Raw genomic sequence first — 17405 nt, 5'->3', positions numbered from 1 at the left:
TAATTTTTAATTTTTAATTTTTAATTTTTAATTTTTATAAATAATTCTTTCTAAACTCCTTTGGTGCAGCGCCAAATTTTGCCTTAAAAGCTTTCGTGAAATTCTGCACAAATTTGTAACCGCATAAAAGGGATATTTCGGCAAGGGATTTCTCATCTTCGATAATCAGCCTTTTGGCTTCATTCATTCTAATTTCGTACAAATAGGTAAAAACAGTAGTGCCAAATACTTCTTTAAATCCCTTTTTCAGCTTAAAATCATTCAGTCCCGCGCGGTGCGAAAGTTCTACTAATGACAGCGATATGGATATATTTTCTTCCAGTATCGATTTTGCTAAATGAATTTTTTCGATGTCGTAATTCTTCAGGCTTATTTCTTTTATGACTGATTGTGTACATTCAAACTGTTCAAACTGAAGCATCAGCAGTTTTAAAATTTTAGCCTCAGTAAACAATGTTTTCAGCATTCCTTTTCTTTTACAATGAATCAGTTCGTTAAGAATACTGTTCATTTCCGGAGTAATAATCATGTTTTTCGGATTCAGAACCGAGTAACGATCGTTTTTTATATCCTCATGAAAAGAGTCCAAAGCAGGATAGTTTGCTGATAAAATAGTCAGGAAATGCTCCTCGGTAAAAAGAATATGAAAAGAGGACGTTTTACTCAATTCATCATCAGAAGCAATTGCATAGCCGCTGTTCGAATAATAGATGAGATTATGCTGGTTACTTACAAATTTTAACTCATTTCCTGTTACGCTGTCGCGGATAATTGAGCTTCCATCGAGTGAAAAATGCATTTTTATGATGGGATTTGAAAATGAAAATTGCAAATTTTTATTCTTATTCAGTTTAAGTTCACCAAAACACAAGTGAATATTTTTGAATATAAATTTCTTAAAAAAAGCCTCTCCTGTTTCATTGGAAATCTCCCAAATATCATTTTTAATATACTGATAATCTGCATTTAAATCTATATAAATCGTTTGATCAGTACGTACTTTATCAACTTGTAAATTGCGCATCGGCTTGTAATTAATCCGTTTGTAATAAAATTTAATCCGCTTATGATAATCCTTACAAGAATTAAGTAAAGACATTTGCGGCAAATATTATTATTATCTAGACTAAATCAAAATAATATTAATTATTATTTTCTAAAGATCAATTACAAACCCTTTTTTACAAAGATTTAGATGAAAAAAAACTACTTTAAATTATCATTTTTCACTTTTCTTATAACACTTTTCCCTCTTGCCGTTTTAGCTCAGGTCTGGGAAAATGTTGGCGGTCTATCCGGAATTTCAGCCGGAGGCAGCAGCTTTAATAAGCTCGTTAAAGATGAAGCAGGAAATTTATATGCCTCTTACTACGATGTAAGTGTAACAAAAGGTTCTGTACAAAAATTTGACGGAACAAGCTGGTCTTATCTTGGAGGTTCTCCCGGAATAACAGCCGGAACTGCTACTTTTGGTGCTTTGGCAGCAAAAGACGCACAGAATGTTTACTTTTCTAATCCGGCCGGCTATCCGGATATAGGGATGAATGTTAGAAAATTTGACGGTACATCATGGGCAAGTCTCCCTAATCCTGAAGGCGGTTCTGTTACACAACAGGCTCTGGCTATAGATCCTTCAGGAATTTTATATGCTGCTTACGGAACAGCAAACGGAACTGTCAAACGCTTTGTAAACGGCGCCTGGGAGCAGGTGGGAACTACAGGTTTTGCAAATGCTGCACCGGCTTTTATTAATTTAAAAATTGGAACAAACGGCAAAGTGTACGTTTCGTTTAACAACAACGGTTACGTTCATGTTTACGAAAATGATTTAACAGCGCCGTCTAATCAGGCATGGAATCCGGTTGGAAATGTAATAAACATTGCAGCTGCTTCTAACAGCGAAAACTACAACTCATCGCTGGCTATTGATGCAGCGAACAATCTGTATCTAGCTTTTGTTTCAGGAAGTTCAGGCGGACAAAAACTAAATGTAAAAAAATACAACGGCACAGCATGGGAAAATCTTGGTGCTGAAAATTTTTCTCAGGGAAGAGTACAGCACGTGAGCATAGCCGTTACGGCATCGGGCGTTCCGTATGTAGTTTGCAGTAATTGGGAAGATACTGATTTCTTAAAAAACTACGCTTACGGATTCGACAATGAGTCGTGGATAAAAATAGGCGGATTTGCTTCGACAGGTCAGGCAACATACAATTCGCTGCTTGTTGATAACAATGAAGATTTAATTTTAGCTTTTTCTGATAGCGGTGTCGAAAAAACAGTCGTGAAAAAATTCGACATTGAATCTCCTATCACAAAATACTGTGAGGTTAAATTCCCTCAAAATACAGAACCCATCACACAGGTAACTTTTGCCGGAATTTCAAATTCAAGTCCAGAAGCTATTGGAACAACTACTCCGGCTTATGAAGACTTTACAACCGTTTTTGGCAATGTCGATTTAGACGGCACCTACCCTATTTCGGTTTCAGGAAATAACGATACGAATACAATCAATAATTTCTCTAACCATATTACGGTTTATTTTGACTGGAATCATAACGGTTCACTTTTAGACGAAGGCGAAGCGTATTATTTAGGCTACATTCAGGGAAATGCTTCAATCGAAACTTTAACCGGAAATATCAAAGTTCCTGCTGATGCGCGTACCGGAAATACGAGAATGAGAATCGTAAAAAAATACTATTCTACAACCAATCAGTCAATTGCCGAAGCCTGTAATACAACAGGATACGGTCAGGCAGAAGATTATACCGTTGTGGTACATAAAAAACAGGTTGCCGCTGCAGAAGTTACCGTTTCGGTTTTAAACGATGGTGCTCCTGCAATCAACACTTTGGGCGGTACTTTGCAATTGGTAAAAAAAGTACTTCCTGCAGAAGCGGGTCAAAATGTAATCTGGAGCATTTCTTCTGGAGCAGATTTTGCTGCGATTTCTTCAAGCGGACTGGTAACAGCAAAAGGAGACGGAGTTGTAACGGTTAAAGTAACATCTGTTGAAAACGCAGCCGTTTTTACTGAAATCAACATTACAATATCAAACCAGACACCTCCTGCAGTATGCAATTTTGAAACACTGCAGCTTACAGGTTTCAATGCCGATGTGGTTGCCGAAGGAACAGAAGGAAATGCAGACACCAAAACTTCTGCCATTATAGATGCAGCAAATGTATTTTATGCTAAAAACTTCGTACCTAAAAATCCGCACAGTTCTGCAGCAAGTGCAGCTGCTTTTGGCGGCGGTCTTCCTGAAAACGGTACTATTGCAAGTACTTCTGTACAAGGCCTGAATTTTCAGTTTGCAGATTTTACGACAAATAATGCTTTGGTTTTAAGAAATACTCTAACCAATACCGGAACACTGACTTTGACTGCCCCTAAAAAAGCACAAAAAGTATACATTGCTTCTGTAGCTGCCGAAGGAAATAACACCGTTACAATAACGGTAAATTTTGACGATCAGACAACTCAGACTTTTACACTTGAAGCAACTGACTGGTGGCAGGCAGGTTCGCTTTCGAATAAAGTAATTACAGGCATTGGAAGAGTTTCCCGCGGTGCAAGCTGGGCACCTTTGAATCAGTTTGACGGTCTATCGCAAACGGGAATTTACCAAAATGAATTTGCGATCGAAAGTGCCAATCAGCAAAAAGCTGTTACTTCGATCACATTCTCACAGACTCCTCCGTCAGGAAGTGCCTCTACAACGGCTATTTTGGCTGTAAGTATTTGCGGATCTTCTAATACAACCACTGAAGGTCCTGTAGCAATTACATCTGGATTTAATCATGATATTATTGCAAACGGAATTGGAAATGCTTCCGAATCCACGACAGTTGGTTTTGATGAAGCGAATACAAGAGCTTTAGTTTCTCTTGATTTTAAAGCCTCTGCCGGAAATACAGCTCCTAGTTTTGGTCTTCCTGTCGATGGTAAAATCATTAGTGACGCAACACCGGGCGTAACATTCCAACTGGCTGATTATTCTGGTCCAAATGTGCTTTTCCTTACGCCGTCTCACGTGGATAACGGAAGTACACACAGCGGAACTCTAGAATTCTCGGCATCAAATTCAGAAAAATTATATGTTTTAACAGCAGCTTCCGGCGGTGGTTCAAACAATTTGAAGTTTAACGCAGTCGTAAATTTTGCTGACGGAACTTCACAAACAATTTCAAATGTAACGGTTTCTGACTGGTACGATGGAACGAATTTCGCTATTCAGGGAATCGGACGTGTGAATACAGCTAATAATAATTTAGAAGGAAACAGCACCAATCCAAGACTTTACGAAGTAGGATTAGTTATTGAAAAAGCCAATCAAAATAAAACCATCACAGGTGTTAACTTTAGTTTTGACGGAGATGCTGGTGCTGAATATGCTTCGCAGATCAGAATGTCGGTTTTAGCCATTACGACTAAAAAAGCGGCACCAACGGCAAATGTTTTAACGCTTGCTGCTTTAAACAATGTTCCGGCTGTGATTACGGTAAAAGATGGAAGTTTAGAATTGACCGCTTCTTTAAACGGACAAGCAATTACGGCTTCTGATGTCAACTGGACAATTACAGAAGGAAGTTCTTTTGCTTCGCTTGATGCAGACGGAAAAGTAACGGCTCTGGCAAACGGAACGGTAAAAGTAAAAGCAGTTCTTAAAACAGATGCAGCTGTTTTTGCCGAGATTTCGGTTTCAATTTCAAATCAGGTTGTACCAATGGCCTGTACTTTTACAGCTCTTGAAGTGACCGGTTTTAATGCCGATGTGGTTGCAGAAGGTACAGAAGGTGATGCTGATGCTAAAACAACGGCGGTTATCGATGCGGCAAACGTATTTTATACAAAAGATTTCGTGCCTAAAAACCCGCACAGTTCTTCGGTTAGTGCTGCAGCTTTTGGCGGCGGTCTTCCTGAAAACGGAACAGTTGCCAGTGCTTCTGTAGCAGGTCTGGAATTCAAACTTGCTGATTTTACAGCAAACAACGCTTTGGTTTTAAGAAATAATCTAACCAATGCAGGAACACTAACTTTAACAACACCTAAAAAAGCACAAAAAGTATACATTGCTTCTGTAGCTGCCGAAGGAAACAACAGGATAACTGTTACAGTAAACTTTGACGATCAGACTACACAAACTTTTCCTCTTGAAGCAACTGACTGGTGGCAGACAGGTTCGCTTTCGAATAAAGTAATTACAGGCATTGGAAGAGTTTCCCGCGGTGCAAGCTGGGCGCCTTTGAATCAGTTTGATGGTTTATCGCAAACGGGAATTTATCAGAATGAATTGGTTTTAGAAGATGCAAACTTCAAAAAATCAATTACTTCGATCACATTTTCACAGACTCCTCCATCTGGCAGTGCGACTACTACGGCTGTCTTGGCGGTGAGTATCTGCGGATCTTCTGATACGACTACAGACGGACCGGTGGCGATTACATCTGGATTTAACCATGATATTATTGCAAACGGAATTGGAAATGCTTCTGAATCAACTACTGTTGGTTTTGATGAAGCGAATACCAGAGCTTTGGTTTCTCTTGATTTTAAAGCATCTGTCGGAAATGCAGCACCTAGTTTTGGTCTTCCTGCCGATGGTAAAATCATTAGTGCCGCAACACCGGGCGTAACATTCCAACTGGCTGATTATTCCGGTGCTAATGCGCTTTTCCTTACGCCTGCTCATGTTGGCAACGGAGCGGCAAGCACTGGTACTCTTGAATTTTCTGCTTCAAATTCTGAAAAATTATATCTTTTAGCGGCAGCTTCAGGCGGTGGTTCAAACAATCTGAAATTCAATGCTGTCGTTCATTTTACAGATGGAACTTCGCAGACAATCTCAAATGTAACGGTTTCTGACTGGTACGACGGAACCAATGCTGCTATTCAGGGAATTGGGCGTGTGAATATTGCCAATAATAATCTGGAAGGAAACAGCACAAATCCTAGACTTTACGAAGTTCTTTTAAGCATCGAGTCAGGCAATATCAATAAAACGATAAAAAGCGCAGACTTTGATTTTGCAGGAGATGCCGGTGCAGAGTATGCATCGCAGATCAGAATGTCGATTTTGGCGATTACTACAAAACAGCCAATTACAGATGTTTTAATGCTTGCGGCAGCAAACGGCGCTCCGGCAGCGATCACGCTAAAAAACGGAATTTTGGATGTACAGGTTTCTCTAAACAACAACGTAATCGCAGGATCTGAAGTGAACTGGACTATTACTGAAGGAAGTTCATTGGCCACAATTGACAGTAACGGAAAAGTAACGGCTGTTGATAACGGAACGGTAAAAGTTAAGGCTTCTCTTAAATCGAACCTTGCTGTTACTGCCGAAATCGAAATCACGATTTCTGGCCAGCCTGCCAAATACTGCGAGTCTTATTTTGTAAACGGATGCGAAAACTTATCAATTATAAGTGTGGCTACAACCGGAGCAGCGGTTAATTTAAATAATACTTCGACTTGTTCAGGTCAGGGTTACAGCGATTTTACAGATAAAGTACTAACGGCCAATATCAATACAGATATTACATTTAATGTTCACTTTACAGGTTCACTTGTTGGTTTTACCTTCTTATCGGTATGGATCGACTGGAATCAGGATATGATTTTTGATGATAACGAAATGGTATACGTTTCTCAAAGTGAAGAAGTAGGCGGCGCATTACAATTTACAACATCGGTACCGCCAAATGCTCTTTTAGGTTCAACCAGAATGCGTTTTAAAGCTGTAAGCGGCTGGGTAGGTTCAGGTGCCTGCGGATTTAATTCACAAGGAGAAACAGAAGATTATACTATTAATGTTGAAGCCAAATTAGGAACCGGAGATTTTGATAAAGCAAGCTACAGCATTTATCCTAATCCAACTTCAGATTATGCGTCTATTGAAGCTTCTGAAGTGGTGAAAGAGGTTACGGTTTTCAATATTACCGGACAGCAGATTTCAAACGGAAAATCTTCTGTAATTGATCTTTCAAATGTACCGCAAGGTGTATATCTGGTTCGCATTTTATTTGAAAACGGAAAAACGGTTGTTCAGAAAATGATCAGAAAATAAGAATCAATCCTATACAATAATTTACAAACAAGCCTCACAGACATTCTTTTTTGTCTGTGAAGTTTGTTTTTAGATAAACAGCCTGCTAAATGACTAACAGGTAAACTAAATTCACAATGAAAAAATACGCAGTTCTACTCTTTATCCTTTCGATACTTTTATTTTCGACAAAAGCAGCGGCACAATATTCTAATGATCATTACATTGCACCATCGCCATGGCAGTACTGGAGCGATGCCAACGAAATCGTAATTACGACCATTTCTACGGGAATTGTAAATGCAACCATTTCTAAAAGTGACGGAACCGAAATCGTTACTCTTGCCCTGACTTCTTCATTTCCTGCTGTTTACCGTTTTGAAGGCGTACCCATGTCTACGCCCCGAAATGCTGTAAATACGGTTTATAACGACCGTGGCTTAATTGTGAGTTCTTCTACTCCAATTGCCGTAAACGTAAGGAATATTGCTTCAGACGAAGGAAATACGGGATCTGACAACCTGGGGAATTTCATTAAGGGAAATGCCTCTCTGGTAAGTTTTGGAGATAAAGGAAAAGGAACTTCTTTTCGATTAGGTTATTACCGTACTGATTTTACGGGAATATCAGGAAATGCACCTGTATATTCTGTTATGGCGACCGAAGACAATACACAGGTTTTGCTTGACAATGCTGTTCTGACTACTCTTAACAAAGGACAGAGTTATTTGTTTCCTGCCAAAATGGGAGCCGGCCTTACATCTGATAAAATGATTGTAGTAAATGCCGGAGCGTATTCTGATGCTCCCGGGGGATGTTCTGATGGTATCGTGACACAGGTTATTCCGGCACAGTCACTCGGAAAAAACTATGTCATCGTAAGAGGAAACGGGACACCCGGAACCCAGCTGAATTATCCGGAACAAAGCACCATTATAGCTACACAGCCCAATACGGTTGTAAAAATTGCCAATTACAGTCCGGATGGCGTATTTTTGAACAATTCAACACAAACTATTCCGCTTGAAGGCGGATCGTACACGTTTCACCACGGAGATGCCCAAAATATTTATTCCTCATCTTTTGTAGAAGCTGATAAAGCTGTTATTATTTATTCAGGTTCTGCCGATTTATGCGAAGTAGATATGTCTACAGTTATTCCGGTAGGAGACTGTACAGGTTCAAACGAAATTGTTACGCAAAAATTCACTTCGTACAACGGCAACGATCTGGATGCTTTTGGATATATTATTCTGGCAAGCGCCACAGAACCTGTTCTTATTAACGGCTCAAACTTAGAAACTCTTACAGGTAAATCAAGAATCGCAATTGGTTCTACGGGTTATTATATCATCACTTTTACCAATACCGAAATTGGAAGTCCGGAAAAATACAACATCACATCTAATGCAAAAATGACGGTAAGTATCGTACAGCAGGGAAATGGTTTTACAATGTCGGGTTTCTTTTCATCTTTTAATGAAACCATCACCAAACCCGAAATTGTATCCAATGAAAACTGTAATACGGTTATTTCGACTCAGGCTGGTTTAGCACCTTATCAATGGTATGTTGACGGTGTTGCCATTCCGGGTGCAGCAGAGCAGACGATCACGGTTAAAAACTCAGGAAATTATACCGTTACCGGAACTATGGACTGCGGGATAACCAATCAGTCATCTCCTCTTTTAGTTAAAGTATGCAGTGATTTAAGTGTTACCAAAGAAATTGCAAACGCAGGCAACAGCGGGAAAATTACTTTTGTTATCAAAGCCAAAAACAGCGGTCCTTTTCAGGACACAGGCGTAAAAGTAACAGATTTACTGCCAAACGGCTATGTTTTTGCCTCGGCATCAGCCGCAAACGGAACGTACAACAAAACAACCGGAATCTGGACTATCGGCACTTTAGATATCGATCAGGAAGCGGTTCTGGAAATAACGGCTGCCGTAAATGAAAACGGAAATCATCTTAACACAGCTAAAATTGAAGGTGCAAATTTAGATTCAAACCAATCCAATAATACAGCTCAGGCTGAACCGGAATGGAATATGACTTTAACCAAAAAAGCACAGAAATCTCTTTACCGTAATATTGGAGAAGTTATTACTTATGACTTAACCTTAACCAATACCGGAAATGTGTCGCTTTACAACCTTTCGGTTCTCGATGCCAATGCCGATGCCGGAAGTGTTACTCCCTCTTCTATTTCTGCATTAAATCCGGGTCAGGTTATTACCATTACCGCAAATCATACTATTACACAAGCCGATATTACTGCCAAAAAAGTAACCAATCAGGCTACGATTGTGGGCGAAAGTTTTGAAGATATCTTTATAAAAGTTAATTCTGATGATCCTTCGACACCTGTATTACGAGACGCCACTGTTACACCTGTTGTTTCTGAAGCCGATCTGGTTACCGTTAAAACGGACAATAAAGACTCGTATATCGCAGGAACAAATACCGTTTATACCATTACTGTTACCAATAATGGTCCGGGAAATGCCTATAACGTAAACGTAAATGACGAAATCCCGCAGGGAATTACCATCATGAACTGGACGGATAATCTGGGGAATTCCGGAAACGGCAGACTGGATGAAACCGTAAATGAATTAAAAAACGGAGATGCTTTAGTGTATACCGTAACGATTGAAGTACCAGAAAGTTTTACAGGAAATTTAATCAACACAACCGTTGTAACCAGCTCAACAACCGATCCAAATCCGGATTGTGCGGCTTGTACGGATATCAATACCGAATACATTCCGAAAGCAGATTTAGTGACCGTAAAAACCGATAATCAGGAGTATTATATTCCCGGAAAAGACGTTGTGTATACAATTTCGGTTCAGAATAATGGTCCTGATACAGCCAAAAATGTGGTGGTAAAAGATGAACTTCCAACAGGCATTTCGATTATGAAATGGACAGATAATCTAGGAAATTCAGGAAAAGGCGCGCTTAATGCCTCAATAAATGAACTTCCAAACGGAACTTCGGTAATTTACACCGTTACCATCAGCACACCGCAGGATTACAAAGGCGATTTGGTAAATACCGTTGCCGTATCAAGCGATACCGAAGACCCAAATCCTGCATGTGCATCGTGCACTGATACTGATTTACAATGCATCGCACCAAATCCAATCTGTACCGAATACGACGGCAATATCCCGAATGTAATTTCTCCAAACGGTGACGGAATGAACGATTTCTTCGATTTAACCGACTTACCTCCTATTTCGAACCTGCAGATTTTTAACCGTTTTGGTCACGTTGTGTATACCAGACAGAACTATAGTAATGAATGGGAAGGTCAATCAGATAAAGGAGACCGACTTCCGGATGGAACCTATTATTACATTATTCATTTTAAAGACGCGAAATCAACAGCCGGCTGGGTTTACATCAGCCAGTAATTTGAACTATTCAGATAACCTAAGAAATGCTGCTAAAAAAAATATTCCCTTATTTGTTCCTTCTGATTTTCAGCTGTCAGGCAATGGCGCAGTATGCGTCTAAGCATTACATTGCGCCGTCGCCGTGGCAGTATTGGAGTGATGCAAACGAAATTGTAATCTCAACCATCGCAGCGGGAACTGTAACCGTAGAACTTAAAAAAAGCAACGGAACCTCCATTACCACTTTAACCCTAACAGCAGATAATCCGGTTTCGTACCGCTTTGAAGGCGACCCTGCAAGTCTTCCAAGAAACACTATAAACAGCGTTGCATCCAACCGCGGTCTTATTGTTGAAGCCACAGCGCCCGTTTCGGTAAACATGCGAAATATAGCCTCCGATACACCGGGAACCAACAATACCAATATTAAAGGAAATGCCTCACTTGTCAGCTTTGGAAACGAAGGACTTGGACTGGCTTTCCGTCTTGGTTATTACCGAAGCAGTTATACCGGAATTGTCAATGACGCACCTATATACTCTGTAATGGCAACAGAAAACGGCACCGCAATTTCGCTTAACGGAACCATGACAGCCCTTTTAAACGCAGGTCAAAGCCGATTATTTGTTGCTCCAATGGGTTCTCTGCTGACTTCGGATAAAGCTGTTGTTGTAAACGTAGGAACATACGGCGATACACCGCAGGCCTGCAGCGGAAACGGCGAGGACGCGACAGTCGATCAGATTGCTCCGGTAAATATGCTGGGCAGACGTTATATGCTTGTTCGCGGTAACGGAACAGCCGGAACAGGTCCTAATGATCCTGAACAAAGTACCATCGTGGCCTCAGAAGCCAATACAAGCGTGCAGTTAATTCATTTTGATGCAGCAGGAAATCAAATTGGTACGACCACAGAAATACTTCCAAACCCGGGAAGCTTTGTGACCATTCATCATGGAGATACACAAAATATGTATTCTTCGACTTTTGTAAATGCAACAAAACCCGTTGTGGTATATTCGGCAACCGCTGTAAACTGTGAAACCGATATTTCGACCGTACTGCCAATTGGGGGCTGTTCCGGTTCTAAAAGCATCATTACCCGAAAATTCATCAGTTATAACAATACAGATCTTCCCTACTTTGGCTACACCATTTTAGAAAGCGCGACGGAACCCGTTTTTCTTAACGGCGTTAATCTGGAAAGTTTAACTGCGCCGCGTGTTCCTATTGGCAGTACAGGATTCTATATGCTCCGTTTTACTGATGTAAATATTGGAAACCCAGCCGTAATCAACATCACATCCAATGCCCGATTAACCACCAGTATAATTCAGCAGGGAGAAGGATTCTCTATGTCGGGATTTTTCTCTGCTTTCAGCGATTCGCCTGAACCGCCTGCAAAAGTGAGTTCAACCAATACCTGTTCTGTTACTTTGTCTACCACTCCGGGTCTTGAACCTTATCAATGGTATCTGGATGATGTGCTTATTCCAGGTGCGGTAGAAGCGGAATATACAGCCATAAAAACCGGAAATTATACCGTGGTGGCAACAAGAGATTGTGGTTTAACAGCGCCTTCTGCTCCGGTTTTCATTTCAGTAAATCCATGTACCGATTTAAAAGTTGAAAAAGAAGTAACTTCTATCGTTGGAAATCAGGCTGTTTTTCAAATAACGGCTTCTAATATTGGTACAGGAGACGATACAAATGTGCGCATAACCGATTTACTTCCAAACGGCTATCAGTTCGTAAATGCTGTCACAACACGAGGAACTTACAACAATACAACCGGAATCTGGACTGTTGGGAATTTAATTTCAGGCGCACTCGAAACGCTTACAATTACTGCAGCAATCAGAGCGGCGGGAGATTTTGTAAATAAAGCCGTTATCACAGGAACAAACACCGATGTTGATCTTACCAATAATACCTCTGAGGCTATTGCACAGGCAAGCGCCTTACGTTTTACAAAAGCCTCTCAAAAAGAAACCTATTACAATGTAGGAGATGTCATTGTTTACGATTTAATCCTGACCAATACTGGACAAACAGTTATAAGCAACATTGTCATTTCAGATATTAATGCCGATCCAGGAAGTATTTCTCCGGCCTTGACAGCAATTCTGAATCCTGGAGAAAGTACCACCATTCAGGCATCGCATACCATAACCAGTGCCGATGCTGCTGCGGGATCTGTAACAAATCAGGCAGAAGCTGCGGGTGAAAATCCGGATCATAATTCGGTTACCGTACTTTCAGATAATCCTAAAACGACAGTCTTAAACGATCCTACTGTTACGCCTGTTGTTTTAAATGCCGATCTGGTTACCGTTAAAACAAATAACCAAACCGTTTATGTACCCGGAACTACAACAGTTTATGATATTTCAATTACCAATAACGGACCGAGTAATGCGGTAAATGTTTCGGTAAACGACATAATCCCAGCCGGAATTACCACTATGAGCTGGACAGGAAACGGAAAAACCGGTACTGGTAATTTAACCGATATTATTGCAAACATTCCCGTAGAAACTACAATTACTTATAAAGTTACAGTAGTCATTCCCGAAGATTTTACAGGAAACCTGACCAATACGGTTACCGTTTCGAGTTCAGTTCCAGATCCTAATCCGGTCTGCGCTGCCTGCACAGATACAGATACCGAATGTACGCCGCCACAAGTTCAGACGCCTTCAACTCTGGCTGAATGTGATGATGATACAGCAGACGGACTAAAAATGGTAAATCTGACTTCAAAAAATGCTGAAATCACCAATCAGAATGCTCAGCTTCATGTAAAATATTATTTGAATGCAGCAGATTCGGCAAACGAAATTGCTATTGCAGATCCGGCAAATTTCCAGATGACAATTCCATATTCTCAGTCGGTTATTGCTGAAATTTCAGATGCTTCGGGCTGTAAAACTTTTGTTGATTTACAAATACAAATCAGCAAAAAACCGGAACCTGCCGTTCTTCTGGAAAAAACAATCTGCCAGCAGGATTTTTATGATTTAAGTGTTTACGAACAGGAAATTCTTAATAGCGAAACCGGAACTTCTGTTTCGGGATATTTTGCCAGCAGAATCAATGCTGAAAACAACGTCAATCCTATTTCAAATTTCAGAAACTATACTATCACAAATTCAAATTCTGTTTTCATCAGAGTTCAAAACACCGGAGGATGCTTTGCCATATCAGAACTGGAGCTCAATATCATTCCGGCCGAAGGCGTAAATCTTCGCCCAAAATACACCATTTGTTATGATGCCAATGGTAATCTTATCTCTCCTGCCGTAATAGAAACCGGACTTTCAACATCCGATTTCACTTTTAAATGGTATAAAGACGGACAATTGCAGTCTTCCCGAAATGCTTCGTTTACCGCCGCAGAACCGGGAACGTATACGGTAGAAGTGACTAACAGCTTTGGTTGTCCGGCAAAAATGGCCAGTACAGAAGTTGTTCTTTCTAACGGCCCTGAAAATTTAAAAGCAAAAGTCGTTTCAGAATTTTTCGCGTCCAATGCCACCATTATGGCAACGGTTACCGGAACAGGAAACTTTGTGTATTCACTTGACAACGGACCGGAACAGGAATCGAATTATTTCTATAATGTCAGTGCCGGAACGCACATCGTACAGGTAAAAGATGTAAATGGATGTGCCGGAACCCTTACCGTTGAAGTTTTGGTTGTAGATTATCCCAAGTTCTTTACCCCAAATGGCGACGGTTATAACGATTTGTGGAATATTACGAGTTTAAAAGACCAGCAGCGGTCTATTATTTACATTTTTGACCGCTACGCCAAACTCATCACTTCTATAAAACCTTCCGGCGAAGGCTGGGACGGAAATTATAACGGAACCGCCCTGCCCTCAACCGATTATTGGTTCAAGGTCATTTATTACGAAAACGAAACCGAAAAAGAATTCAAAGCCCATTTTTCTCTGAAGCGCTAAAACAAGCCAGACTTGATTAAGCCAGAAATATTAAAGATAAAAACATGAAAATTAAATTATTGACAGTCGCTATTCTCTTAACCGGTTTGGTAAGTACTGCACAACAAGACGCACAGTTTACACAATACATGTACAATACAATAAATATAAACCCTGCTTATGCCGGATCCAGAGAGGCTTTGAGTGTTTTTGGTTTATATCGTACACAATGGGTCGGACTTGACGGAGCGCCCGAAACCAGTTCTTTTTCTGTAAATTCACCTATCAGCGATACGAATCTTGGTGTCGGTATTTCGTTTATCAATGATAAAATCGGACCGGTTAACCGAAATAATTTTTCTGCCGATGTTTCATATACGATTCAGGCATCAGCGATGTATAAACTTTCTTTTGGTTTAAAAGGAACTGCCAATTTATTCAATCTGGACATCAATAAACTAAATCCAAAAAATCAGGGCGATCCGCGATTCCAGAGTGCATCCAATACTTTTTCTCCTAATATTGGTGCCGGAGTATATCTGCATTCAGACAAAGCATATGTAGGTTTGTCGATTCCTAATTTTATAGAAACCAATCGTTATAACGACAATGACGTAGCGATTTACAAAGAGAAAATTAATTATTATTTAATTGCCGGTTATGTATTTAATCTCGATCAGTACCAGTATCTGAAATTCAAACCTGCTCTGCTTACCAAAATGGTTGAAGGCGCACCGCTTCAGGTTGATCTTTCGGCGAACTTCCTTTTCAACGACAAATTTACTGCCGGAGTTTCCTACCGCTGGGATGCTGCTTTGAGTGCTATGGCGGGTTTCCAGATCTCAAACGGACTTTTTCTTGGCTACGCCTACGATCGTGAAACTACCAAATTAAATAATTACAATTCAGGATCACATGAAATATTCCTTCGCTTTGAATTCTTCAAAAACAGCGGTAATGTTACCAATCCACGTTTCTTCTAAATTAATTACCATGAAAAAATATATACTTCTCTTTCTTATATCCTTAATTTATTCTTCGACAGCTTTTTCGCAGGAAAAAAGAATCGCCGCTGCAGATAAAAAATACGATACGCATGCCTATATCGATGCCATTAAAATTTACGAAAGCACAGCCGAAAAAGGATACAAATCTCAGGAACTGTTTGAAAAACTTGGAAATTCGTTTTACTTTAATTCTGAATTTGAAAAAGCGGCAAAATGGTACGGCGAATTGTTTGCTTTGAATACAGAAACCGAACCGGAATATTATTACCGTTATTCACAATCTTTAAAATCAATTGGAAATACAGTAAAAGCCAATGAAATGCTGGATTTATTTTATCAGAAATCAAAAAATGATAAAAGAGCCCAATTGTATAAAGCTGATAAAAATTATCTGGAAGAAATCAAAGCCAATTCCGGACGTTATAAAATTGAAAACGCCGGTATCAACTCTGAATATTCGGATTACGGAACGGCACTTTACCAAAACAAAATCGTCTTTACTTCTGCCCGAGACAAAGGTACATTTGGACAGCTAAAAGACAAATGGACAGGCGGTTCGTATACCAATTTATACGAAGCTGAACTCGATGCCGATTTCAATTTAGGCAGTCCGGTAAAATTAAATAACGGAATCAACTCCAAATTTCATGAAGCTACGCCTGTTTTTACCAAAGACGGAAAAACGGTTTATTTTACCCGAAACAATTATGTGGATGGAAAAAAAGGGAAAAACGAGCATAAAACCACTTTAATAAAAATCTACAAAGCGACCCTTGAAAACGATAAATGGGTAAATATTACAGCGCTTCCTTTCACCAGCGATAATTACAGTACGGCGCATCCTGCTTTGAGTCCGGATGAAAAAACATTGTATTTTGCATCAGATATGCCGGGAACAATCGGGCAGTCGGATATTTTTAAAGTCGGGATTAAAGCTGATGGCCAGTTTAGTACTCCGGAAAATTTAGGAAGCGGTATTAATACCGAAGGAAAAGAAACCTTTCCGTATATAACCAGCGAAAATGAAATTTATTTTGCCTCAGATGGTCATCCCGGACTTGGCGGTCTTGATATTTTTACCGGAAAAATATCCGAAAACGGCGTAAGTGAAATTAAAAATGTGGGGACTGATATCAATTCTCCTCAGGATGATTTCGGATATATCATCGATCCAAAATCCCGCAGAGGCTTTTTCTCCTCTAATAAAAATGGCGGTACTGGTTCTGATGATATTTATAAATTTTTAGAAACCAAAAAATTAATCTGTGTTCAGGAACTAAGGGGAACAATTACAGATCTGGCTTCGGGTACTATTTTACCAAACAGTACCATAAGTTTATTCGATGCAAAATATCAGCTGCTTAATACTATAAATTCAGATGAAAACGGACGATTTACTTTTGCTGTAACCTGCGGAAACGTGTATTCGATTAGAGCCGAAAAAGAAAATTATGCGTCCAAAGAACAATCCGTTTCTATCAAAAAAGAAAACGGAACAACAAATACCGACATAGTATTGGAAAGCACCAAAGCCAAAGTAACGATTGGAGATGATCTGGGTAAATTTGTGGGAATCAAAACCATTTATTTTGATTTGAACAAAGCCGATATTCGTCCGGAGGCGGCACTTGATTTAGAAAAAGTACTCCAGGTCATGCAGCAATATCCAACCATGAAACTTGATATTCGTTCGCATACAGACAGCCGTCAGTCACATAAATACAATCAGGCCTTATCAGACAAAAGAGCCAAATCGATCATAAAATGGCTGGCAGATAACGGCGTAACTTCTGACCGTTTAACCGGAAAAGGTTACGGAGAAACACAGCTTGTAAATAAATGTGCCGATGGCGTAAAATGTTCTGAAGAAGAACATCAAATGAACCGAAGAAGCGAGTTTATTATTATTGAAATGTAGTTTTTTACAATAAAATAATTAGATGAAATGAAATTGTCGTAATCAAACTCATATAAAACGTATTCATAT

6 protein-coding genes are annotated in these 17405 nt (G+C 39.8%); 5 read left to right on the top strand and 1 reads right to left on the bottom strand.

Annotated features, from left to right (window positions below; genetic code table 11):
• Positions 1-34: 34 nt before the first annotated feature.
• A complete protein-coding gene (locus OZP11_RS00140) occupies positions 35-1024 on the bottom strand; it encodes a helix-turn-helix domain-containing protein (RefSeq protein ID WP_281233216.1) in 990 nt (329 codons plus the stop codon).
• A gap of 171 nt (positions 1025-1195) precedes the next feature.
• Between OZP11_RS00140 and OZP11_RS00135 the strand changes: the two genes are divergently transcribed.
• From OZP11_RS00135 to OZP11_RS00115, 5 genes are all read left to right on the top strand, one after another.
• Positions 1196-7078, top strand: coding sequence for a GEVED domain-containing protein (locus OZP11_RS00135; protein ID WP_281233215.1), 5883 nt, complete (start codon positions 1196-1198; stop codon positions 7076-7078).
• 116 nt (positions 7079-7194) lie between these two features.
• Positions 7195-10482 (top strand): T9SS type B sorting domain-containing protein, encoded by a 3288-nt coding sequence (locus OZP11_RS00130; RefSeq protein WP_281233214.1) that lies wholly within the window; start codon positions 7195-7197, stop codon positions 10480-10482.
• Positions 10483-10508: 26 nt separating this feature from the next.
• A complete protein-coding gene (locus OZP11_RS00125) occupies positions 10509-14432 on the top strand; it encodes a T9SS type B sorting domain-containing protein (protein ID WP_281233213.1) in 3924 nt (1307 codons plus the stop codon).
• A gap of 44 nt (positions 14433-14476) precedes the next feature.
• The gene (locus OZP11_RS00120) at positions 14477-15394 is read left to right on the top strand and encodes a PorP/SprF family type IX secretion system membrane protein (protein ID WP_281233212.1); all 918 of its coding nucleotides are present in this window, start codon (positions 14477-14479) and stop codon (positions 15392-15394) included.
• 10 nt (positions 15395-15404) lie between these two features.
• The gene (locus tag OZP11_RS00115; RefSeq protein ID WP_281233211.1) at positions 15405-17336 is read left to right on the top strand and encodes an OmpA family protein; all 1932 of its coding nucleotides are present in this window, start codon (positions 15405-15407) and stop codon (positions 17334-17336) included.
• The last annotated feature ends 69 nt before the right edge of the window (positions 17337-17405 follow it).

This window comes from Flavobacterium gelatinilyticum (genome assembly GCF_027111295.1).
Taxonomy (GTDB): Bacteria; Bacteroidota; Bacteroidia; order Flavobacteriales; family Flavobacteriaceae; genus Flavobacterium; species Flavobacterium gelatinilyticum.
The sequence above is the reverse complement of the archived record's forward strand: the minus strand, read 5'-3'. Positions and strand labels throughout refer to the sequence as shown.